Here is a 22,911-nt window from a genome sequence, read left to right on the forward strand (position 1 = left end):
GGCGCAGGCGGTAGGAGGCGCCGTCGCTCCGGGACGCCGCCTCCTACCGCCTGCGCGGCGGCGCCCCGCCGGCCTTCTCGGGCAGTTCCGCGGGCGGGTTGCTCGGCTTGGTGGAAGGGGCGACGGCGGAGGCCGCGGCGAGTTCGGATCGCGTGCGGCGAGCGATGAGTCGCGACGACGGTCCGGCTCGTTACCCGGACACAGGACTCGCGAAACGGCTGAAGTTGATCGCGCGCCTCATCGACGCCGAACTGCCGGAGCGGGTGTATTACACCGAGCACGGCGGATTCGACACCCACGCCGTGCAGGCGGGGACGCATCCGAGACTGTTGGAGGAACTGGGCGACGCCGCGGCCGCGTTCGCGACCGATCTCTCGGCCCGCGGGCAGGCGGAGCGGGTCGTGCTGATGGCGTTCAGCGAGTTCGGCCGCCGGGTGAAGGAGAACGGCAGCGCCGGCACGGATCACGGCGTCGCCGGCCCGCTGTTCCTCGTCGGAGACAAGGTCAAGCCGGGGCTGATCGGCCCGCCCTCCTCGCTGACGGATCTGGACGCCGGCGACCTCAAATGGAAGACGGACTTCCGCACCGTCTACGCGGCGCTGCTGGAGCAATGGCTCGGCGTGGACGCCGCCGCCGTGCTGGGCGAGCGATTCACCCCGGCGGACGTGCTGACGATCGCGAGGACCGACGCTGCAGAAGTCGCGGGCGAATAGCAGGCTGGCCCCGCCGTCCTCGCGAAATCGAAAGCCCGGCGGCGCCGCAGACCGGCGGGCTACGCCGCCTTCCACAAAAAAGGCCTACGAAGTGTCTCACGCGGCGGCGCGTCTCACGCCGAGGGGCCTGAAACCCCTATTTTCAAAGGGTGGCATACCGGACTTGAACCGGCGACCTCCGGAATCACAATCCGGCGCTCTAACCAACTGAGCTAATGCCACCATAAATCGACCGTCGTACACGCACGCCGGTCTGCGAAGGACGGAAGGGTAGCCGCCGGATCGCGGGCCGGCAAGCGCGCCGTCGATCGTTCCTTCGTCAGACACGACCGAGCCGCCGGCGGTTCGCGGACCGCCGGCGAAGCGGCGCTCACGCGGCGATGGCGTGCCCGTTGCGGCTTTCGCCGGGAGTCTGCGACGTGGACTCCTCCTCCGACTCTTCCGACTCCTGCCGTCCGCCCATCAGCGCCGCGGGAACGCTCCGCACGTGCAGGTCCCGCTGGGGGAAGGCGATCTCGATGCCGGCGGACCGGAACTTCGCGTCGATCGTGGCGTGCAGTTCGGAGATCACCGGCAATCGCTGATCCAGGTTGGGCAGGTAACACCGCAACAGCAGGTTCAACGTGCTGTCGCCGAAGCCCTCGAACGTCGAGATCGGCGCCGGGTCTTTCATCACCAGCGGCTGCTCCGCCGCGGCTTCCAGCATCAGATCGCGAGCCTTTCGCGTGTCGCTGCCGTACGCCACGCCGACCTCGATCACGACCCGGTTCGTGGCGTCGGAAAGCGTCCAGTTCAGCAGGCGGCCGGTGACGAACTCTTTGTTCGGCACGATGAACTCTTTGCGGTCCCAGTTGGTGATGGTGGTCGCCCGAATGCGAATCCGGCTGACGACGCCGGTGATGTCGTCCACCGTCACCACGTCGCCGACCCGCACGGGGCGCTCGAACAGGATGATCACGCCGCAGACGAAGTTCGCCACGATCTCCTGCAAGCCGAAGCCGAGGCCGACCGACAGCGCGGCGAGCAGCCACTGCACGCTCTCCCATTCAAATCCCAGCCGACCGGCGGTGAACAACACGCCGATCACCACCGCCGCGTACCCCGCCAATCGGGAGACGGCGTAGCGTCCGCCGGCGTCCAGCGGGAGACGATCGAAGACGCTCAGCGCCAGCAGGCCGGGCAGGTTCTTCGCGGCGAGGACCGTCAGTCCCGTGGCCGCCAACGCCACCAGCAGATCCCACAGGCTGATCGGAACGTCTTTAAGCTCCGTTTCCAATATGTCGTCGCCGAAGACGATCGCGTCGTCATTCGACGGTTCCTGAAGCTCGACGACGACGGGCACCTCCCGCTTGACCGTCCAGCCGGCGAAGGTCACGTCCTCCAGCTTGTTCAGCGCCGGCAGGACGTCGGCCCAGACGAAGAACAGCCCGACCACCCAGAACGTCAGCGCCGCGGCGGTGACCAACGTGCGCGTCTGACCGGAAAGTTCGGCGGCGCTGACGCTCGGCGTGTCGGAGCCGGGCGCGACGCCGGTGACCCCCGCGGGGCCTTCGGTCTGCGACCCGCTGGGCAGATTGGGATCCGCGGCCTGTTCCCGGGCGGCGGCTTCCTCGCGCCGGCGTTGCATGCTGCGGTACAGCATCGCCCGGCGAGACACCGTCACCCATCGCACCGCCGCGCTGCGGAACAGCACCAACAGGATCAGCAGGCCGGCCGTCACCAGAGTCCGGCGGGCGAGTTCGCCGGCGGTGTAGTGGAAGCCCGCGACGCTCAGGCCGCCCAGCGCCGCGGTCCCCAGCACGGCGATGACGCACAGCGGGACGCGGAAGCGATAGGAGGGACTTTCCGGGGCGCTTTTGTGGATGCCGTCCCAGACCACGCCCGCGGGGCGGAGCAACCGGTACAGCATCAGAGCGGCCAGCCCGCAGGACGCCGCGAAGGCGACGCGTTCCCAGCCGCCGCCGGCGTGCAGCGGGTCGGAGGAGCCGAGCAGCCCCGCGATCGCCGCGGTGAACAGCAGCAGCGGCGTGAACCACCGCGCCTGCCGCTGAATCCGGCGGACCGCGCCCGTCGGCCATTCGAAATGGGCGTCAGCCAAGCCGTCGCGACGCGTGGCGATTCTCAACAGGGACAGCGGCAACCAAACGGCCGCCGCGTATGCCGCCGCCGTCCCCAACGCGGAGGCGTCCATAAACGCAGGCAGCGCGCCGGGGCCGACGGCGCCGGTCTGTTCGCTCCAGCCGTTCGTCAGGACGTAGGAGAGCCAGGCGAGTAACGCCGGCCCCGCACAGGCCGCCGCCAGCGAGACCACCAGCGCCGTGGCGGTCGAGCGGAAGTCCAGCGACCCCTTCCGGCGAGCCGGGATCGCCCAGCGGGCCAGCAGGCCCCGCAGGCGGAAGCGAATCGCGATCAGGAGTACGCATCCGACGAACGCCAGCGCCGTTAACGGCGTGAAGAATCCGGTGAGCAAAGCCTCCACCGTCGAGCGAACCACCGCGCGGATTCCGTCCGGCGCCGCCCAGCCGGCCAGCACGGGCACCTCGCGTTCCAGCTGCGCCTTGCCGAGAGCCGGGCCGCTGCGAACCCAAAGAACGCGTTCGTCGATGTAATCGGCAAAGCCGGAGGCGGTTTCCCGGTATTGCTTCTGCACTTGCTGGAGGGCGAACAGGGCGTCGGTCACGGCCTGATCGACGCCCTCGGAACCGTCTTCCGGGGCGAGCTTCGTGAGCAGTTCGCGGCGGACGTCCAATAGTTCCTGAGCCTTCGCCTCGGCGGCGGCGGCGGCGTCCCCCACCAGCCCCTGGTCGGCGGCGCCGCTGATCAGGGCGAAGGCGACGCTCGCATGCTTGTCCGCCGGCGGCAGGGCGGCGACGGCGTCGCGATGGTCGGCGGCGGCGACTAAGGCGCGCTCAATCTCCCCCGAGCGGGCCTCGATACCCTCTTCTATTTGGTCGAGTACCGGCACCTCCCGCCGCTCCCGCCGCAGGCTGGCGCTCACCGCGTCCGAAAGGCCCAGATCCTCGACCCGTTCCCGGACGCGATCCCACCGCTCCTTCAGCGCCGCGAGACTTCGCTTGGTCTTTTCAGTTTGGCTCTCCGCGGAGGTGCGTTTGGCGACCTGCCGCTCGTACGACTCCTGAAGCGCCGCGACCTCCGCGGCGAGGTCCTCCAGCACGGGGGGAATCTCGCCGCCGGTCGAGGATTCGACCAGCTCCTTCACCTTCGCGGAGGCCCGGCGATTCAGTTCGTCGGTCGCGGCGGCGGCGCGGGCGGTGACGCCGGCGATCTTCCGGTCCAGCAGGTTTCGCCGCAGCGTCGGCAGCCCGACGGCCGCGGCGGCGGCGGCCCGTACGCTCTCGGCATCGGCGGCGGCCAGCGCCTCGACGAGCACCGCTTTCTCCAGCCGAATGCGCGCGATCCGAGCCGTCGCCACGTCCGTCGGAACGTCCGGGTCCGCCGACTCCGTGGCGGCCGCTTCGTTCGCCTGCTTCAGCAGGGCCCGCAGCGTCGCCTGCTTGGCGTCCCGCTGCTTGCCGGAGATCGATTCCGCGAGCGCGACCCGCTCCCGTTCGAGACGAGCCCGGTCGTTCTCCGCCTTCGTGCGCTCCGTCACGACGGCGGCGTCCGTCATATCCTTGAATCCCTCTTGAATCTCCTCCGGTTTCGGAACGGGGGGGATCGCATCCAATTCGGCCTGCAATCGCTTCGCGTCTTCCTCGACCGCCTCCGCGGCCGCTTCGGCGGCGGTTCGTTCCACGATCGCGGCGTCCAAGCGGTTCCGCGCTTCTAGGGCGGCGTTGAGATCCGCCAGCGCCGCGGCCCGCTGATCGGCGGTCAGTCCGTCGGTCGGCGGGTCGACCTCGCCGGCGGCTTTCACCGCGGCGAGCTTCGCGGCGATCTGCTCTGCCGTCGGCAGCGTCGCGCCGCCGGTCGGCGCCGGTTCTGTCTTGGGCGGAGCTTCCGCGGGCTCCGGCGGGGCGGGCTCCTCGCCCACCGCGGGATCGGTCGCGCCTTCGGCCAGCGGGTGCGGGCCGACCCGCTCCGGCGGGGTGCCCTCCGCAGGCATTGCCTCGGCGGCGCCTCCGTCGCCGGGCGATTCTCCCGCCACAATCGGCGTTGGCTGGGTCGACGGCTCCTGGGTCGACGGCTCCTCGCCCTGTTGCTGAGCGAACGCCGATGCCCCCGCGAGGAGCCCCCCCGCGAAGCACAGCGCGCTCGCCAACGCTGCGGCGAACCGCGTGCGTCCTCCACGGGATTCGCTGCGATCGCGTGACGTGTGCAGACCGGCGCCCCGTGTGGTTCCATCCATGCGCCGACCGTAGGCGTCCGACCGGCGAGCGGTCAACGGGGCTGACCGGTAGCATCGCTCCGTTCGCCCCCGATTCCCCCCGCCTCGAACCTCCATGCCCCGCCCCGCACCGCACCCGGTTCTCGCCGCCCTGCTGTCGCTCTGCTTCGTCGCGAGTCTCCCCGCGACGGCCGGTTCGCAGGACACGGACGTCTTCCCGACGCTCGGCCGCATCGTGGTCCTGGACGACCGCTTCGCCGACTGCATCGACCCGGAAGCGAAGATCGACGTCCTCGGTTCCGGCTTCAGCTGGTGCGAAGGACCGACGTGGGATGCGCAAGGACAGCGGTTGTTGTTCTCGGAGATCCCGTCCAACACCGTGCGCGTTTGGGAGCCGAGGAAGGCGGTGCGGGTGTTCCTCGATCCCGCCGGCTACACCGGACTGACCGACTACGGCAACGAACCCGGCTCAAACGGCCTGCTGGTCGCCGGCGACGAGGACGGTCCCTCGATGCTTGTCTCCTGCGAGCACGGCGACCGCCGGCTGTCGATCATGCCGCTGACCGAACAGGGCGGGAAGGTCACCCTGGCCGACCGATTCGAAGGGAAGCGACTGAACAGCCCGAACGATCTGTGCATGCACTCGAATGGCACGATCTACTTCACCGACCCGCCCTACGGCCTGCCCGGCGGGTTGGAAGGGCCGAACGCGGAACTGGATTTCTGCGGCGTCTATCGCCTCACGACCGACGGGACGGTCTCCCTCGTCACGAAGAAAATGCCCCGCCCGAACGGCATCGCGCTCTCGCCGGACGAGAAAACGCTGTACGTCGCCGACAGCGGCGCGAAGCACTGGATGAAGTTCCCCGTGGCCGCCGACGGCTCGACCGGCGAGGGGTCGCTGTTCTTCGACGCCTCCAAGCAGCCCGGCAAAGGCTCCGCGGACGGGTTGAAGGTGGACGTCGACGGCCGCATCTGGGCGACCGGCCCCGGCGGCGTGTGGGTGTTCAGCCCGGAAGGTAAACCGCTGGGCCGGATCGAGACCGGCGAGCACACCAGCAACGTCGCCTTCGGCGGCGAGGACGGCCGCGACCTGTTCATCACCAGCGACATGTATCTCTGCCGGGTGGAGACCAAGACGACCGGCGCCGCGAAGTAAAGGCTTGATCGATCGTTCGCCGCTCTCTTCAAGAGAGCGGCGAGCGGACGCGCGTCACTCGCTGCCTTCGAGCTTCACCAGCTTGTTGTACAGGCCGAGGATCAGAAACGGCGCGGCCCACTGGCCGATGAACAGAGCCGTGTTCTTGGAGCCCATCACCTTGGCGGTCGCGCTGGCGGCCATGCTGGCGCCGGCGGCCCACAGGAAGACGTCGCTGGGCAGTTTGCTGGTCTGCTCCTCGATCGCTCGGGCCAGCGGCCCTTCGTGCCGGGCGTGGGCCGGCACGCCGGCCCGCTTCGCGTAGCCGCGATCGGTTCCGTTGGCGGGGTGATAACCGCTGGGCTTGGGCTGCGTGGTGGCGGCGGCAGACATCGGCACGATTCCTGTGGGAGAGGGAAACTTGGTTCACGGGATTGTGAATCGCTCCCTCCTGTCGGCGACCCGGCAGTCACCGCGGCGTCGGCTCAGGGTTCGACCCGGGACGAAATCGCCTTCACTCTGGACGCCCTACCCGTTCAACGCCGTCAGGGACCGCCGGCGGCCGGCACCTTCGCGGCGGGCCGCAGTTGTGCTGCAAGGAAGCGGCTGACGCGATTCCTCACGGCGCCTCGCTCGCGAAACAGCCCGTGCGTTCCGCCCGGCACCGGGACCAGTTCGTTCGAGACGCCCGCCTCCTTAAGCGTCTCGTGCAGGATTTCGGCCTGATCGTAAGGCACGACCGGGTCCGCCGTGCCGTGGAGCGTGAGCACGGGGGGGTCGTCCGCGTCGATGAATCGCACCGGGCTGGCCGCCTCGTACGCCGCTTGCCGCACGGCGAGATGGCCCTCGAGGAACAGGCTCAACACGCTGCGGGCGTGTCGGCTGCCGGTGTAATACGCCGGCATATCGGTGACCCCGAACAGGTTCACGACCGCCGCGACCGGGATCCGCGGCGAAGCGTTCGGCTCGTCTTTCGTCCCCCGATCGCCGCCGGGCGTTTCGTTGGCCGAGAGCGCCGCGAGCAAGCTGAGGTGCCCGCCGGCGCTGTCGCCGATCAGGGCGATGCGGGCCGGGTCGATATTCAGTTCGTCCGCTCGATCGACGAGGAACGCCAGCGCCGCTCGGACGTCCTCCAGTGCCGCCGGGAACGGGGCCACATACTTCCCGCCCTCCGCAACGCGGCTGAGGCGGTACTCGATCGTCGCCGCCGCCGCCCCGCCCCGCGCCCGGGCGAGGATCTCTGATTGATACCGCAGCTTCGTCCCCGCGACCCATCCGCCGCCGTGGACGAACACCAGCAGCGGTGTCCGCGGCGGGTCGGCTCGATAGATATCCAGCGGCGGAATTGCCAGATCCATGCGCAACGTCTCCCCGCCCGCGCGGCGGAACGGCAGGTTGCCCCAAACCCGCACCCCGTCCTCCAGCGTTTTGGCCGGCGGCAGCGGCGCGGTCGCGGGGTCGACGTCTTGCTTCTCGATGACCGGCCCCTCAACTGCAGGGCTGTTAGCCGCCGGATCGTCCCCCGGGTCTTCAGGCGGGAGGAAAGCGACCAGACACAGCAGAGCGACGGGCACGGGCGAGCCGGGGGTTCGGGACGCGGGCGAAGTGGCGAGCGGAAGCCGACGGGGGGGATGATAGTCGTTCGTCCGCCCTTCGACCGGCCCTTCCTGAAACCGAATCGAGCCGATGCGCCGCCGCGACTTCCTCACCTCCACCGCCGCCGCGACCGCGGCGCTCTCCGCCGGCGCGGGGATCGCAGCGCCGGTCGCCGTCGCGACGCCGAGGAACCGGGCGTCCCGTCCGCCGGTCGCGATCTTCACGAAAAGCTTTCAGGAGTGGCCGATCGACCGGGTCGCCTTGGAGTTCGCCGGAGTCGGCGTTCACGGCTTGGACCTGACCGTTCGCCCCGGCGGCCACATCGAGCCGGAACAGGCCGCCGCGAAACTGCCCGCCGCCGTCGAGGATGCGGCGCACGAAGGGCAGAGAGTCCTGATGCTGACGACCGGTATCACGGACGCCGGCCCGGCCTCCGATCGGCTGATGGCCGTCGCGGCGGAGAACGGCGTGACGGAACTGAAACTCGGCTACTTCCGGCAGAACGGCGTGCCGTTGGCGAAGCGGATGGACGAGGTCCGCAGAACCCTTGCGGAAATCTCCGTCCTCGCGGAGAAGCGTGGCGTGACCGCCTGCATGCACGTGCACAGCGGCGAATATTTGCCCAGTCACGGCACGATGCTCCACACGCTGCTGAAGGATCTCCCGCCGGCCCATCTCGGCGCCTACGTCGACACGCTGCACATGCACCTCGAAGGCGGCGACGCCGGTTGGCGGCAGGGGCTGGAACTGCTCGCCCCGTGGATCAAGCTGTGTGCGGTCAAGAACTACCGCAAGGAGTCGAACGGCCGCGACGACTTCGGCATGGCGCAGTTCAAGGAGGTCACCACGCCCGTCGCCGAGGGGTTCAGTCCGATCCCGGACTTCGTTAAGGAACTGAAAAGACGCGGCTTCAACGGCGTCTTCAGTCTGCACAGCGAATACCGCGGCAGTCACAGCTGGAAGCCGCTCGACACCGCTGAGACGTTGGAACAGACGCGGGAGGATTGGGCGTTCTTCGAGAACGTCCTCGATGAGGTCTATTGATCGTCCCCCGGTTCGCCGTCGCCGGAGGGCGGCTCGCTTCCCACGCGACGCGCACCGCCTTCCGGCAACGACGAACCGGCGTGAAATTAAGAGAGATCCGCGACCGTTCGCATTTTTGTCAGCCCTTCTTTCGCGACTTCCAGCGCGTCCCGCTTCCACAAATCCGGATTGAACAGTTCGAGCGACAGCGTGCCCGCGAAGCCGATCGCTCGGAACGTCTTGAACAACTCGTCCAGCGGGGCGTCGCCGTCGCCGGGCATGACGCGGTCGCGATCGTTCAGTTCGGCGGCGGTCGGGGTCGAGGGGAAGTCGTTGAGGTGGAACACCTCCATCGCCCCCGGCCCCAGCAGATGCAGCCCCTCGAACCCGCTGCCGCCGCGGTGCAGGTGATAGGCGTCGAGCAGCAGCATCGCGTTCGGCCGCGACGCCTCCGACGCGACGTACAGCACTTCCCCCAGCTTGGAGAGCGTCGCGGAGAACCCCCACACCTCCAACTGCGGTACGACGCCCGCGGTCGCCCCGACGTCGCAGAGGTCGGCGAACCGCTCCGCGACGGCGTCGAGATCGGTCATTGTCTCCTGCGTCGCTCCGGCCGGCGGGGCGGCAAGCCGCGTGCCGCTGATCGACCGCATCAACGCCATGTCCCGCTTCGCCTGCTCCAGGCCGGCCGCTCTCTTGAGCGAATCGGCGTCGATCCAGTTCGCGAAGCCGATCGCGCTGTCGACCGTCAGCCCGGCGTCCGCAATTTTCTTCTTGAGATCGGGCAGCGATCCGCCGGCGTCGCGGTAGGCCTCCACGTCCCGCACCCACGGTTCGATGCCGTCGTAGCCGGCCTCCGCGGCGATCTCGACCTCTCGTTCGATCCCCAGCTTCTGGCCGCGAATCGTGGAGGTGTTCAGGCAGAAGCGAAAATCGGGCGCCGGGGTCGCCTGTTCATCTCCCCTCGCCGCGACGGCGGCGGCGAGCGGGGCGGAAGCGGCGGCGGTCAGAAGCGTTCGACGATGCATCGAGGAATCATAACGCAGAGGCTTTGCAAAGCCTCTGCGTTACGGGAACGGATTATCCCGTTCCCATCCCGCGATCGAACGCGTCGAGGTCGCGGAGGAACAGTTGGAAGGTGCTGTCGAGCGTTTCGCGGCCGATCGTCCACTTCGGCGCTTCGGCCGGGTAGCGACCGCAGTGTTCGACGATCAGGCGATAGAGGAACTTAAACAGGTGCCGCGGCACGCGGAGTCGGGCGAACTGCCGGGTGAGTTCGTCGCGGGAGACGCTTTCATCGAACAGGTCCGTCAGCGAGACCTTCTTGCCCCCCGTTTGGGAAGACCGCGCGCAAGCCCGCAGCCGATCCTCGGCGATGTCATACAGGCTCTCGCCGGTCCATTCGAGGTTCGGGACCATGTTCTGTTTATCGAGCCGGCTGCGCTCGTAGAACCCCCGATCCTCGCGGTTCAAATAGTGCCGCACTTCCGCCGGCAGCAGCAATTTAAAGCCGAGGCCGGGGTGCCGGAGAAACTTGTTATCGAACAGCGGCCAGAGGAACTCTTTCATTCGCTCCGGGCTGCCGTTGATCAGGTGCGGCTCGTCCACCCGATCGACCAGCACCAGCACGCCGCTGAAGCCGAGTCGTTTTAAGACGTTCTGGAACTTCAACAGCAGTTCGTAGCGGGCGTCGGTCGCGTCGCCCGTCGGCAACGGCTGGCCGGACAGATCGCGACGGCTGAATCGGCTGAGGATCTTCCGCAGCGGACCGGGCCGACGATCCAGCACCTTCAGGCTGCTCGTCACCTTCCGGCTGGCGTTCCACAGGCCGATCTGACGGATCGTCACGGGCAGCCACAGCAGCAGGATCGGCAGCGCGGCCCAATACCACCAGGAACCGATCTCGCGGATCGACCCGTAGGAAAACGCGATCAGGAGGACCAGAATCGTCCCCCCCACGCCCAGCCAGAAGTCCCATTGATTCAACAGGACGGGGAAGCCGAGCTTTGCCCGCAACCGCTCGAACCGTGACTCCGGCGCCTCGTCGAGGCTGTGATCGTAGAGTGCCGCGAGCAGCAGCAGGTCGCGTTTGTGGCGGCGTTCCAGCTTGTCCAGATCGCCCTGCAGAATCGCCGGGCCCTCTTCCTCGCGGCTTCCGCCGGCCTCCAGTGAGGACCGCACCAACCGCCCCACGCCCAGCGCGAGCACGCTGTCCATATGGTCGACGGTTCGCCATTTGGCGAGCGCCTTCTCCGGCTTTTTATGTCGACCGGGGAGCGTATCGCGGAAGCTGTCGAGGAACGGGTTGAAGTCGTCGTAGTGAATGACGAACGTCTTCCCGCCCTCCCCGCCGGCGGTTTGCCGGAGGTTATGCTCCGCTAGCGAGGCCGCGAGTTGATGCCGTAGCGCGGTCTTCCCGCTGCCCTTCTCGCCGAACACGACCGCGGTGCTGGGGTTGGACGGATCGCCGGCGATCTTGTCCCACGCCGGGTGCCGGGTGGAGGCGGGCCGCGACAGGAACAGATGATCGCTGCCGGCGTCCTCCTGCGAGAACGGGTTCTCGGCGACGCCGTGGTGGGAGAGGAACTGCTCGGCCTTCAAAACGTCCGGCGGGTGGGGGAGATGCGCGGGTGAGGAAAGCCGGGCGAGCGAGCCCGGTGCAAATGCGCAGAAGCGCAGCGAAGATTCACTTCCAGTAGATCAGGAAGGCCCACGCCGCCGCCAGTCCGGCGCCGATCGCCGCCCCGAGGAACGCCCAGAGGATGAGCAGTTCGCTGTCGCCGAGCAGGAAATAGGCCGCCGCCGCCGGGATGATCGCCCCCCAGCAGATCGCGATGATGCCCAATTGGCGGCGCTCCTTCTGCTCGCCCGCGTCCAGGTGTTGGAAGGACTTCCGCGGCCCCTTAGACGATTTCTTCGCCGCCGGGGAGGCGGACGCGGCGCCCTCCTCCACCTCGGCGGTGTAGTAGCGGGTGATCGCCTGCGTCATCTCCGCGGGCGTCACGACGACCGGCTTGGGCGGCTTGCCGTAGCGGAGCCGCAGTTCCTCCTCGATCTCCGGTTCGATCGCGGTGCAGGTCGCGACCAGCACGGCGTCGTCGTCGACCAGCAGCGGGAGCACCCCGTGCCGCTTCGCCGTCGCCTTGGGGAACTCTCGCAGGACGTCCTCGTCCGGGGCGAGGTCCGACAGATCCGCGTAGCTGAGTCCCTGCTCACGCGCGTAAGCGCGATAGGAGAGCTTCGCCGGGATCAGCTTCATCTGCACCAGCGCATCCCGCAGATCGAGCCCGCGGGCCTCGGCGAAGCCCTCCGCTTCGGTCAGTTGCTCGCGGCTGATCTTCCCCGCCTTCACCAGCAAACGGCCCATCGGCACGCGGCCGAATTGATTCGTCTCCTCTTTGAACTTCCGTCCCAGGGAGATGTCGTAATCGCGTTTGCGGTCCTCGTCAGTCAGGGCGAGCATCGCCTTGGCCAACTCGTTCAGCAGTTCCTGACTTTCCGTCGCGAACTCGCCGGCGGAGTACCCGCGGACGTGCTGGTTCAGCTTGCGATAGCTGGACCGCACTTTGTCCGGGTTGTCCTCGAACTTCTCCAGCTTCAGCAGCGCGTAATGGTCCGGCGGCCCCTCGGGCGGGACGTCGCCCTTGGGGATTTTCAGCCAGTCGGTGTAGACGTTGACGTCGGCCATCAGCGGCGGAGCGGAGAGGTGCGGCGGAGCGGCAGGATGACCGAACGAGGGGACCACCGCCAACGAGCCCCGACCGTCAGGGAGGCGGTCCTTCTCGCAGATCCGATGGAGAAGCGAAAATCGAGGAGCGAATGGGGGAGAGCTTTACGGCCTCCACATCGGGCCGCCCGGGCGACAGCGCCCCCTCCCTGACAGCCGGGGCTCGGACGCCGATTCACTCCCCGTAGCCGGCCGGCAGCGTCATCCCCAGGCGGTCGGCGAGGAACGCCCACATGTCGGCGTATTCCTCGATGACCTTCTCGGTCGGCTTGCCCGCCCCGTGGCCGGCGCGGGTTTCGATCCGAATCAGCACCGGCGCCTCGCCGGCGTGTGCCTGTTGGAGCCGCGCGGCGAACTTGAAGCTGTGGCCGGGAACGACGCGGTCGTCCGTGTCCGCGGTGGTGATGAGCGTCGCCGGGTAGCTCACGCTCTCTTCCAAGTTGTGATACGGGCTGTAGGCGTAGAGCGCGGCGAACTCCTCCGGGTCGTCGGCGCTGCCGTAGTCGTCCACCCAGAAGCGGCCGGCGGTGAACTGGTGGAACCGCAGCATGTCCATCACCCCCACCGCGGGCAGCGCCGCGGCGAACAGATCCGGCCGCTGCGTGATGCTCGCCCCGACCAACAGCCCGCCGTTGCTCCCGCCCTGAATCCCGAGTTTCTCCTTGGAGGTATACCCCTCCGCGATGAGGTACTCCGCGGCGGCGATAAAATCGTCGAAGACGTTCTGTTTGTTGAGCTTCGTGCCGGCTTCGTGCCAAGCCTCGCCGTACTCCCCGCCGCCGCGGAGATTGGCCATCGCGAAGACGCCGCCCATCTCCATCCACGCCGCTCGGCTGACGCTGAAGGCGGGCGTGAGCGGAATATTGAACCCGCCGTAGCCGTACAACAGCGTCGGGTTGGTTCCGTCGAGTTCCAGGCCTTTCTTATGAGCGACGAACATCGGCACCCGCGTGCCGTCCTTCGATTCATAAAAGACCTGCTTGACCTCGTAATCCTCCGGGTCGAGGTCGACGTTCGCCCGTCGCAACAGCGTGCTTTCGCCGGTGGCGAGGTCATAGCGATAGATGCTCGGCGGGGTGTCGAAGCTGGCGAAGGAGTAGAACGTCTCCGTGCTGTCGCGGTCCCCGCCGAACCCGCTCGCCGTGCCTAAGCCGTCGAACTCCACATCGCGAACGAACGTTCCGTCGAGCGTATAAACCTTCACCTGCGTGGTCGCGTCCTTGAGATACTTGGCGAACAGCAGATTCGACACCCGGCTGACGCCCGTCAGCACGTTCTCCGCCTCGGGGATGATCTCCGTCCGCTCGCCGGTCGCCACGTCGATCGTGACGACTCGTTTCAGAGGCGCTTCGCCGGCGTCCGCTTCGTCCGTGAGGAAATAAAACTTGGAGCCTTCGTTGGCGACGAATTCGTATTCGTGTTCGAAGTCGTCGATGAGGTCCTGCCAGTCTCCGCCGTCGAGCGACCGGTAGAACACCCGGTACCGCGGGTCGGTGCCCTTCCACGCGGTAATCACGTGATAGCCGCCGTCCTCGGTGACGGTGTTCGAAAAGCCCCACTTGGGGTGATCGGGTCGCTCAAAGATCAATTCGTCGTCGTCTTGCTCCGTGCCGAGCGTGTGCAGATACACCTTCTGATTGAGATTCAGCGTTTGGAACTCCTCGCCGGCCTCCGGGGCCGGATAGCGGCCGTAGTAGAGGCCCGTGTCGTCAGCGTTCCATTCGGGGCTGTTGAACTTCACGTAAGTCAGTTCGTCGCCGGTGTCCTCGCGGGTTTCGAGGTTCATCACCTTCCAGGTTCGCCAGTCGCTGCCGGCGTCCTGCACGCCGTAGGCGAGGTACTTGCCGTCGCTGCTGAACGCCGTGCCGGAGAGGGCGACGGTGCCGTCGTCGCTCCACTCGTTCGGGTCGATGAGCACCTCCGGTTCGCTCTCCAGCGTCTCTTGCGTATAGAGCACGAACTGGTTCTGCAACCCGTCGTTCTTGAAGAAGTAATAGCGACCGCCTTCCTCGAACGGGACGCCGAATTTTTCGTAGTTCCAAAGCTCGGTGAGGCGTTCTTCGATCGCCTCCCGCTGCGGGATCTGCTTGAGATAGCCGAAGGTGACGTCGTTCTGGGCCCTCACCCACGCAGCGACCTGTTCGTCCTCGCGGACGTCATTTTCGAGCCACCGATACGGATCGGCGACGGTCGTGCCGTGATAGTCGTCGGTGTGGGGGACGGTCGCGGTCTCGGGATACACGGCGGCGGGAACCGGGGGCGGATCGGCGGCGAGGGCGCTGGCGACCGGCATGACGACGGCCAGCAGCAGAGGGGCGAGGAGCGTGGTGGGACGCACGGGGAAAGCTCGCGGAAGGAAAGGGGCCGACATTGGACCGAGGGAGCGACGAGACGCCAACCCGGGCGCGGAGATGGATTGCGGGTGCGACGACACGGGTGGATCAATCCGGCGCGATCAAACCGCCGCGAACTGCCCCACGATCGCCTTGGCCGTCCGCAGGCCGTCGACCGCCGCAGTGACGATCCCGCCGGCGTAGCCGGCGCCCTCGCCGACCGGATACAGGCCGTCGATGTTCGGACAGCACAGCGTCTCCCGATCGCGGGCGATCCGCACCGGGCTGCTGCCGCGGGTCTCCGGTCCGGCGAGGACGGCCTCGGTGAGATACTCCGAACCGCCCCACTTCTCCGCCAGCCCCGGCAGTCCGGCGTGAACCGCGGCAGCGGTGGCCGCCGGCAACAGATCCGCCAGATTCAGGGCGACCGAACCCCGCTGATAGCTGCACGATACGTCGCCGGCGCTCGTTCGCCCCTTCAAATAGTCTTCAGCCCGCTGGACCGGGGCGAGATAGCCTCCCCCGGCGAGCCGGAACGCCGCTTCTTCCGCCTTGCGTTGCACCTCGACCCCGGCGAGCGGATGAATCGGACCGCCTGCCCGCAGAGCGAACGCCGCTGGGTCGAGCGTCATCACCAATCCGCTGTTCGCATGGCCGGTTTCGTGCCGGGAGTTGCTCATCCCGTTCGTGCAGAACCGGCCGGGTTCGGAGACGCTGGGAATGATCCACCCGCCGGCGCACATGCAGAACGTATAAAGATCGCGCTCGCCCTGCGATTGCCCCTTGGCCACCAGCGAATAATCCGCGGCGCCCAGCAGTTCGAGGTACTCCGGCCGGCCGTACTTGCGGCGGTTCACCAACTCCTGCGGATGTTCGATCCGCACGCCGATCTGAAACGCTTTCGCGGCCATCGGCACGCCCTGGGCGTGCAGCGCCTCGTAGGTGTCGCGGGCGGAATGACCGATCGCGAGGATCACCCGGTCCGCTGCGAGATGCCCCGCGGAGGTGTGCAGACCGACGACCTTACCGTCCCGCAGATCCAACCCTTCGACGGTCACGCCGAAGCGATACTCGCCGCCCATCGCCTCGGTCTTGCGGCGATAGTTTCGGCAGATCATCGGCAATTTATTGCTGCCGAGGTGCGGGCGGTGTTCGTAAGTGAGGCTCTCACGGCCGCCGCATTCGACGAAGGTGTCGAGGACGTAATCCACGTCCGGGCCGGTCACACGGCAGGTGAGTTTGCCGTCGCTCCAGGCGCCGGCGCCGCCCTCGCCGAACAGATAATTGTTCTCCGGCTCGAACGCCCCGCCGGCGTCGAAGGCTTTGATGGCCCGCGCCCGCTCCTTGACCGGCCGGCCGCGTTCGAGAATCAGCGGGCGATAGCCCCGCTTCGCCAAATAATACCCGGCCAGCAGCCCCGCCGGACCGCTGCCGATCACGATCGGGCGGTGACGCATCGGCGCTGCGCCGGGCGCCGGGTCTTCAAATCGCTTCGCCTTGAAGGGTTCGACCCGCTTCGCCCGCACGCCCGGGGGCAGGTCGACGGCGACGGAGTGAATATATTTCAGGCTCCGCCGCTGGCGAGCGTCGAGGCTCTTGCGCAACAGACGCCAACGACCGAGGTCGCCCACGTTGACGCCCAGTCGTTCCGCGATCGCGGCAGGCAGCGCCTCCTCCGGCTCCTCAACCGGCAGGGCGAGGTTCGTAAGGCGGACGGTGGTCCCAGCGGGGGAAGAACTCTCAGGCATGCGGGGATTCTACGACCGAACCCGTCGTTCGTAACGCCGAGGCTCCGCGGAGCCTCGGCGTGACCCCATCGGACCGTTCAATCCCCGTGCTTCTTGCGCAGGCGGCCGCTGGTGCGGAGGATGAGTTGGTTCCGCTCGAACTGTTCGACCCACTCCGCGGTCACGGCGGCTCGCAGGTCGCCGGGTTCGTTCGTGCCGATGGAACACGCGGCGCCGGAGAGTTCGCCGGCCATTTTGCGGTACTTCGCCAACGTCTTGTCGCCATAGCGGCCGGTGGGGGCGAAGTCCTCGGCGAGGAACAGCACGCTCGGCACGCGGGCGGCGCCGCAGATTTGCAGTTCGTCGCCCAGGTCCGGGTAGGCGTCGCGGTCAAAGAAACGCAGGTCGATCCGGTCGCTGGCGGAGGCGATCCGGTGCAGCAGCGGGCACTGGCTGACGCAATCCCCGCACCAAGCGCCGGCCAGGCAGATCACTGGCATGTCCCGGGTGAAGCCCTCGATCAACGCCGTCTGCTCGGGCGTGAGCGTCGCCTGCTCCAGCGCCGCGGCCCACTTGGCCCGGTCGGAGTCGGAGCCGTGGGCTTCGAGGAAGGCGTCATAGGACAGGCCTTCGGCGAACTTCGCTTGGAAATCGAGCATATCTAAGGGCGGTTGAGCAGTGAGATTGGTTCACAACTCTAACGACTGACTCGTCGACGACACCGGGACCGCCGCTGCGATCTCCCCGGCCCATGCCCGCACCCGCTCGATGGCGACGGAAATCGCGGCGAGGTCCTCGCCCCCCGTCAGCAACGCGGGGTGATGCAGCACGACGCACCGCCGGCCCGCCTCCGAGGCGTGCGGCAGGTCGCCTTCAAAACGCACCCGCTTCGCGGAGAACAGCGTCGAGAGGGCCGCGAACCCGGGGTCGAACGCCACGCCCTCGGCTCGCATCGCGGCGCAAAACCGTTCTCGCGACAACCCGTCGAATGCCGCGGGGTCGTACTGAAACCCCGCTTTGTAAAACGCCGGAACGGTCCCTGACGACGCTTCCCGGGCGGGCGGCGGGGCGAGCGGCTTCAGGCCGTCGATCGACCGCAGCGTTGCCGCGTTCCCACCCCGGACGGCGGTTCGTTCCGCCAGCGCCAGCGCCTGCGGGAGCAGAACTGCCGCCTGCATTTCCGACAGCGGCGACAGGTCGTTCCCCCGCCCGACGTACCGCCGAATCCGGGCCGCGATCCGTTCGCCGGCCGGAGTCGGCGCGGTGAGAACCGCCCCGCCCCGCCCCGCGGACAACAGTTTCGACCCGCCGAAGCTCAGCGTGCCCACGTCCCCCCACGTCCCCGCCGGACGTCCACGGACGGCGGCGCCGGGGTACTGGCAGGCGTCCTCGATGAGCGCGACGCCGGCCCGGTCGCACGCCGCCCGCACGGTCGGCATCTCGACCACGCCCCCGTGCAGGTGAGAGACGAGAACCGCCTTTGTTTTCGAGGTGAACGCGGCGAGGACTGCCGCCGGGGCGATTTGCCAGGTGTCGGGCCGCACGTCGACGGCGACCGGCGTCGCTCCCAGCGCCAGCACGTTCGCGGCGTTCGCCCGGAAGTCGTAGCCGCTGAGGATCACCTCATCCCCGGCTTCCACCCCCGCCCCGATCAACGCCAACTCGACCGCCGCCGTGCCGCCGGCGCACAGGTGCACGTTCGCGCCGGCGTGCATTGCGGACAACGCTTCCCGCAGCGCCTCCACGTGCGGGCCGTGATAGCGGCCCCAGTCGCCGGTCTCGATCAACGCACGCAGCGCCGCATCGACGGCCGAATCGCGCGGCGGCCAGCCGGGCGGGCCGTCCGGACGCAGCGGCGCGCCGCCGAGGATCGCGGGGCGGTCGGGGTTCACATCGAGTCCGCAAGAAGGAAGTTGGGCGTCCCGGATCGGTTTGAGACCGCGGCGCCGGGCGCCTAGGTTAACGATGTCCGTTTCTACAGCCTTTGCCCGGAGTTCGTTCGTGTCGCACCGCATTCGATACGTGATGGTCGGCGGATTCCTGGGGGCCGGTAAGACGACGACCTTGGGCCGGCTCGCCGCGATGTACCGCGATCGCGGGCAGAGCGTCGGCATCGTCACTAACGATCAGGCGGAAGGACTCGTCGATACGGCCAGCCTGCGGGGACAGGGCTACGACGTGGGCGAGGTCGCCGGCGCCTGTTTCTGCTGCCAGTTCGACAACCTCGTTTCCACCGTCCGCGGGCTCGCCGAGAGCGGCGCCGCCCCGCCGGACGTGATCCTCGCGGAGCCGGTCGGCAGCTGCACCGATCTGGTCGCGACCGTCATTCGCCCGCTCAAGGAGCTGTTCGCCGCAGAGTTCGACGTCGCCCCGTACGCCGTCATCCTGAAACCGGGCCACGCCAGCAAGGTGCTGGGGAACGAAGCCGGCACGGGGTTCAGTCCGAAAGCCGAATACATCCTCCGCAAGCAGCTCGAAGAAGCGGACGCGATCCTCGTGAATCGCATCGACGAGTTGCCCGGCGAACAGATCGACGCTCTCGAAGCGTTGGTCGAACGCGAGATCCCCGGCAAGCCGGTCGTCCGCATGAGCGCCAAGACTGGCGAGGGGTTCGACCGGCTGCTGGAGGTTCTGGACGGGACGACCAGCGGGTCCGTCACGCCGAACCTGGACTACGACATCTACGCGGAAGGCGAGGCGGAACTCGCCTGGTACAACGGCACCGCCGACGTCGCGGCCGCGGACGCCGTCGGCCTCGACGCCCTGCTGACGGACGTGATCGGCCGGATGAAGGAGGCGCTGGCCGAGAAGAACTACGAAGCGGCCCATCTGAAAGCGGTCGGCGTCTCGGACGGCGGGTTCGGCGTCGCGAACCTCGTCAGCGGCGACGGCCCGGTGACGCTTTCGGCGCCCTCCGATCGCACGATCCCCGCGGGCGGGACCGCCGAGCTGATCCTCAACGCCCGCGTGGCCGGCGATCCGCAGGTGCTTCAAGGACTGATGAACACGACCGTCCATGCGGCTTGCGAGGCCGTCGGCGCGACCGCGGCGCTGCGGGACGAGCGGGCCTTCCGACCGGGGCGTCCCGTGCCGACGCACCGGATGACCGACGACCCCACGCCGACCGCCGCCGCCTCGACGCCGGCCGGAGCTTCGCTCACGACCTGATCGCCTCGCGACCGATAGAACCGGCGTCACCCGTCCGGTTCCGAGGTCGCCGTGCTTCGCCGTCGCTTCATCCACGGCTGCCTCTCGCTGGCGCTCGTTGCGACCCCGCTGCTGGGGGTCGGGTGCGTGTCGCTGGGCGAGTGGGATTTCTCGCGCAAGCCGACGATCGGGCAGCAACTGCTCGACCTGAAAGCGGCGCGTGACGGCGGGGCCGTGTCGCAGGAGGAGTACCAGACGAAACGGCTCGAACTCCTGCATCCCGACGGCAGCGGCACGACGCGGATCTACTGAGCCGACGCGGTTCCCCCGGAGGCGAACACCGCGGCGGCGGCGATCGCGGCGGTCTCCGTGCGGAGAATCGGCGTCGGCAGCGAGGCGAGCCGCACGCCGGCCGATGCGGCGGCCTGCACCTCTTCTTTCGTAAAGCCGCCTTCCGGTCCGATGAGAACCGCATGCGGCCCCGGCGCCGGCGGGGCGAAGCGGTCGCCGACCACGTGAAACAGCGTCGCCGGCCCGCAGGTTTGCAGGAACGAGCCGAGCGACTGCGGCTCCTCGATCGCCGGCAACCGATCGCGGCGGCACTGTTTACAGGCGGCCAGCGCCGTCGCCCGCAACTTGTCGAGCTTGCCGCCGCTGGGGTCCACGGTCGATCGCTCGCACAGCAGCGGGACGATCCGGGCGACGCCCAACTCCGTCGCCTTCTCGATCAGCCAGCGGAACCGATCCCCCTTCGGCGCCGCGACGGCCAGCGTCAGGGGGGAGGCCGGCGGCTCGGTGAACCGCGGCGGTTCGCAGTGCAGTTCGGCGACAGTCTTCGCCCCCTTCCCCCGCACCGCCTGAACCGTTGCGGCAGCGCGATGGCCTTCCCCGTCGAACAACTCGATCGCATCGCCCGGCCCCATCCGCAACACGGCGGTGAGGTGCTTGGCTTCCGGCCCGGCCAGCGTCAGCGGCCCGGCGGCGAGCGGCGGGGGAGCGAAGAACCGGGGGGCGGACATCGTTTCGATCACTCTTCAAAGTGCCCCGGTTCGCCGTCGCCGCTAGGCGGCGCGCGTCAGGGCGGGTCAGTCGTACAGCCGATCGCCGGCGGCACGGAGTTCCTGCCACTTCACGCGCCAGGCTGCGAATTCGTCCTTCAACGCATTCGACACGCACAGCCCCGGCGGCTGGGAGGTCGGCAGGAACAGCACCCCGTCGATGCGGCTCAATCGGTTCACCAAGCCCTGCGGCGAGAGCTTGGAATGGGCCTCGAAGAACGCGGCGAACGCCACCTTGCCCTCGGCGCGCACCAGCGTTTTGAGGGGGGCGGCGATCGCGTCCACGTCGATCATCCATAACTTCTGAGCCGTCCGCCCCATCTGCCAGGCGAGATCGCACAGCCGCGGGCCGAACAGCGTGATCGTGCCCAGGAATTGCAAGATCCCGGGCAGATCGCGGGAGCCGGTCAGGTACATCAGCCAAGTCAGCCCGCTGCCGCGGGGGACGTCCAACGTGACCGGTTTGATCTCCCGATCGCCGGGTTCGACGTGAACGCGAATCGTCCGCTGGTCGGCCGCCTGCTTGTTGACCCAAAACAGCGCCGCCACGACGACCGTGGCGAACGCCCAAGCGAGAATCCCGTCGAACGGCGCCGCCACGTACAGCACCAACCAGGTGAACCCGACCGCGAGCAGCCCCACCGGTCCCAGCACCGCGGCGCCGAGGGCGTACATCTTCGCCTCCTTCTTACATCGCGCCTCGACCCAGTCGCGAAGCTTCGGCTTCGCCGGCCCCGCGGAGGCACGAACCGTTTCCCCGCCCTCTGTGAGATCGTCGTCCGCAAGATCCTCGTCCGAGTCCGCCGCGGCGATCGGCGGCGCCGGTTCCCGGGCCGGTTGGAGAGCCGGCTTCGGGCGCCGCGGGCGTTCCCGCGGGGGATCGGCGGGCGGCGGGTTGGAGCCGACGCCCCATTTCGGCGGGACGGTCGTCTCGCCGAGCGAGTACGTCTCCGTTGCGCCCGCATCTTCGCCCGCGTCCGCGTCGCCGAACGGGTCGGCGGGCGGCGGCGTTTCTTCGGAGCGGTCGCCGGACAGATCGAAGGGGTTCCGCTCCGGAGGGGCGTCGTCGAACGGATCGGCCTCGGGCTCCTTCGCTTCCTCCGCACCGGCTTCGACGAAGTCCTCGAACGATGCGTGCGGTTCGGGTTCCGGTAGAGGAAAATCCGTGTCGTCGCGGGGCTCGGTCACGGCGTCTCCCCATCCGTCGCCGCGGCCGGTTCGGCGCTCTCCGGCACCGGCAGCACGGCGAGCAATTCCACACGCACCAGCAGCGCGGTATTCGGCGGCACCGCGGGGCCGCCGGCGGGGCCGTAGGCGCGATCCGGCGGCAGACCGATCGTCACCGTGGAGCCGACGGGCACCTCCGGCAGCACGGTTCGCAGACCGGGCAGCAGTTCTTCGACGGCGACTTCGATCGGTTCCTCGACCGCTTCGCCCTCGGAAGTCGTCCGGCGGGTGGTGAAGAAGGGCGTTCCCTCCCCCGCGATCCCCGCAGCGTAGTGCAATCGCACGCGTCCCTTGGGCGACGGCTTGGGGCCGGTTCCGGTGGTCTCGAAGCGCACGAGTTCGCCCGTGGACCGCGTCGTCGTCGCGTCGCCCTCCGCGAAGCGATCGAGCGCCGCCAGCGAGGCCGCGGATCGCTTCTTCGCGACGGCTTTTCGCACCCGTGCCGCCGCATCGGCCAACAGCTGGGAAAGTTCTTCGTCCGACAGTTGGACGGGCCGCTCGGTCAGCGCATCCCGCAGGCCGTCGAGGAACAGTTCCGGGTCCGGGTCGAGGCCGTCCGCCAGCAGCGACCGCCCGATGTTCACGCCCAAGGCGTAGCTGAGCTTCTGCGGTTCGGAGAGCTTGGAAACCGGGACCGGCGAGGGTTCGTTCGCTCCGGCCGCGGCCCGGTCGTCCTGCGGAGCGGGCGCCGACAGGGCGAGGACGGCGAGCAGAGCGACGTTCACGGCGGTCACGGGGCGGGAGGAATCAGGCGAACTGCGCCATTCAACGGACCGGGACGGCGGATGACGAGGGTTTGCGCAAAGTCCCGCCGATTTCGACGCCATTCTCCGGCGAAGCCCCACACAAGACTCCGGCATCGAAGGGGACAGGGGAGGCGAACGGCGTCGGCCCCGCTATTCTCCGGCCGTGAAGGACTCGCCCGCCCCCCCGC

18 protein-coding genes and 1 tRNA gene are annotated in these 22,911 nt (G+C 68.4%); 5 read left to right on the forward strand and 14 right to left on the reverse strand.

What is annotated here, in order from left to right:
* Positions 1-224 precede the first annotated feature (224 nt).
* Complete coding sequence (locus tag LzC2_RS12385) at positions 225-713, forward strand: DUF1501 domain-containing protein (RefSeq protein WP_171187386.1); 489 nt, start codon at positions 225-227, stop codon at positions 711-713.
* A gap of 148 nt (positions 714-861) precedes the next feature.
* Here the strand turns inward: LzC2_RS12385 and LzC2_RS12390 are convergent.
* Together LzC2_RS12390 and LzC2_RS12395 are read right to left on the reverse strand one after the other, a co-directional pair.
* A tRNA-His gene (locus LzC2_RS12390) sits at positions 862-935 on the reverse strand.
* A gap of 148 nt (positions 936-1,083) precedes the next feature.
* Positions 1,084-5,022 carry a mechanosensitive ion channel domain-containing protein gene (locus tag LzC2_RS12395; RefSeq protein ID WP_171187388.1) on the reverse strand — a complete coding sequence of 1,313 codons (3,939 nt, stop codon included), beginning with the start codon at positions 5,020-5,022 and terminating at the stop codon, positions 1,084-1,086.
* A gap of 94 nt (positions 5,023-5,116) precedes the next feature.
* On the opposite strand from LzC2_RS12395, the gene LzC2_RS12400 reads away from it, so the two are divergent.
* Positions 5,117-6,160, forward strand: coding sequence for an SMP-30/gluconolactonase/LRE family protein (locus tag LzC2_RS12400; RefSeq protein WP_171187390.1), 1,044 nt, complete (start codon positions 5,117-5,119; stop codon positions 6,158-6,160).
* 54 nt (positions 6,161-6,214) lie between these two features.
* Here LzC2_RS12400 and LzC2_RS21840 read toward each other — a convergent pair whose 3' ends face one another.
* Both LzC2_RS21840 and LzC2_RS12410 read right to left on the reverse strand, forming a co-directional pair.
* On the reverse strand, positions 6,215-6,532 hold the full coding sequence (locus tag LzC2_RS21840) for a hypothetical protein (protein WP_206678685.1): 318 nt from the start codon (positions 6,530-6,532) through the stop codon (positions 6,215-6,217).
* Between the two features lie 152 nt (positions 6,533-6,684).
* On the reverse strand, positions 6,685-7,713 hold the full coding sequence (locus LzC2_RS12410) for an alpha/beta hydrolase (protein ID WP_171187393.1): 1,029 nt from the start codon (positions 7,711-7,713) through the stop codon (positions 6,685-6,687).
* A 112-nt stretch (positions 7,714-7,825) separates the two neighbouring features.
* On the opposite strand from LzC2_RS12410, the gene LzC2_RS12415 reads away from it, so the two are divergent.
* Positions 7,826-8,779 (forward strand): sugar phosphate isomerase/epimerase family protein, encoded by a 954-nt coding sequence (locus LzC2_RS12415; protein WP_171187395.1) that lies wholly within the window; start codon positions 7,826-7,828, stop codon positions 8,777-8,779.
* An 86-nt stretch (positions 8,780-8,865) separates the two neighbouring features.
* On the opposite strand, the gene LzC2_RS12420 is transcribed toward LzC2_RS12415, so the two are convergent.
* The 7 genes from LzC2_RS12420 to LzC2_RS12450 form a co-directional block, all read right to left on the reverse strand.
* The gene (locus LzC2_RS12420; RefSeq protein ID WP_171187397.1) at positions 8,866-9,786 is read right to left on the reverse strand and encodes a sugar phosphate isomerase/epimerase family protein; all 921 of its coding nucleotides are present in this window, start codon (positions 9,784-9,786) and stop codon (positions 8,866-8,868) included.
* Between the two features lie 52 nt (positions 9,787-9,838).
* Positions 9,839-11,359 (reverse strand): hypothetical protein, encoded by a 1,521-nt coding sequence (locus LzC2_RS12425; protein ID WP_171187399.1) that lies wholly within the window; start codon positions 11,357-11,359, stop codon positions 9,839-9,841.
* A gap of 85 nt (positions 11,360-11,444) precedes the next feature.
* Positions 11,445-12,446, reverse strand: a complete 1,002-nt coding sequence (locus LzC2_RS12430; protein ID WP_171187401.1) for a GspE/PulE/PilB domain-containing protein — start codon at positions 12,444-12,446, stop codon at positions 11,445-11,447.
* 214 nt (positions 12,447-12,660) lie between these two features.
* The gene (locus LzC2_RS12435; RefSeq protein WP_171187421.1) at positions 12,661-14,778 is read right to left on the reverse strand and encodes a prolyl oligopeptidase family serine peptidase; all 2,118 of its coding nucleotides are present in this window, start codon (positions 14,776-14,778) and stop codon (positions 12,661-12,663) included.
* A gap of 162 nt (positions 14,779-14,940) precedes the next feature.
* Positions 14,941-16,566, reverse strand: a complete 1,626-nt coding sequence (locus tag LzC2_RS12440; RefSeq protein WP_171187403.1) for an NAD(P)/FAD-dependent oxidoreductase — start codon at positions 16,564-16,566, stop codon at positions 14,941-14,943.
* 77 nt (positions 16,567-16,643) lie between these two features.
* Positions 16,644-17,204 carry a thioredoxin family protein gene (locus LzC2_RS12445; RefSeq protein ID WP_171187405.1) on the reverse strand — a complete coding sequence of 187 codons (561 nt, stop codon included), beginning with the start codon at positions 17,202-17,204 and terminating at the stop codon, positions 16,644-16,646.
* 30 nt (positions 17,205-17,234) lie between these two features.
* Positions 17,235-18,437, reverse strand: a complete 1,203-nt coding sequence (locus tag LzC2_RS12450) for a DegT/DnrJ/EryC1/StrS family aminotransferase (protein ID WP_171187407.1) — start codon at positions 18,435-18,437, stop codon at positions 17,235-17,237.
* 109 nt (positions 18,438-18,546) lie between these two features.
* On the opposite strand from LzC2_RS12450, the gene LzC2_RS12455 reads away from it, so the two are divergent.
* On the forward strand, positions 18,547-19,713 hold the full coding sequence (locus LzC2_RS12455; protein ID WP_315854650.1) for a GTP-binding protein: 1,167 nt from the start codon (positions 18,547-18,549) through the stop codon (positions 19,711-19,713).
* A 51-nt stretch (positions 19,714-19,764) separates the two neighbouring features.
* Positions 19,765-20,004, forward strand: coding sequence for an SHOCT domain-containing protein (locus tag LzC2_RS12460; protein WP_171187411.1), 240 nt, complete (start codon positions 19,765-19,767; stop codon positions 20,002-20,004).
* Here LzC2_RS12460 and LzC2_RS12465 read toward each other — a convergent pair.
* The 3 genes from LzC2_RS12465 to LzC2_RS12475 all read right to left on the reverse strand — a co-directional run bounded on the left by LzC2_RS12465 (position 19,998) and on the right by LzC2_RS12475 (position 22,711).
* Positions 19,998-20,711 (reverse strand): RsmE family RNA methyltransferase, encoded by a 714-nt coding sequence (locus tag LzC2_RS12465; protein ID WP_171187413.1) that lies wholly within the window; start codon positions 20,709-20,711, stop codon positions 19,998-20,000. The two genes, LzC2_RS12460 and LzC2_RS12465, sit on opposite strands and share 7 nt — an antisense overlap.
* Positions 20,712-20,777: 66 nt before the next feature.
* Positions 20,778-21,938: a hypothetical protein gene (locus LzC2_RS12470; protein ID WP_171187416.1), complete on the reverse strand. Its 1,161-nt coding sequence runs from the start codon at positions 21,936-21,938 to the stop codon at positions 20,778-20,780.
* Entirely contained in the window at positions 21,935-22,711 is a 777-nt protein-coding gene (locus LzC2_RS12475; RefSeq protein WP_206678686.1) for an FKBP-type peptidyl-prolyl cis-trans isomerase N-terminal domain-containing protein, read from the reverse strand. Before LzC2_RS12475 ends, LzC2_RS12470 begins: the two co-directional genes overlap by 4 nt.
* Between the last annotated feature and the right edge of the window lie 200 nt (positions 22,712-22,911).

This window comes from Alienimonas chondri (genome assembly GCF_013036045.1).
Classification (GTDB): Bacteria; Planctomycetota; Planctomycetia; order Planctomycetales; family Planctomycetaceae; genus Alienimonas; species Alienimonas chondri.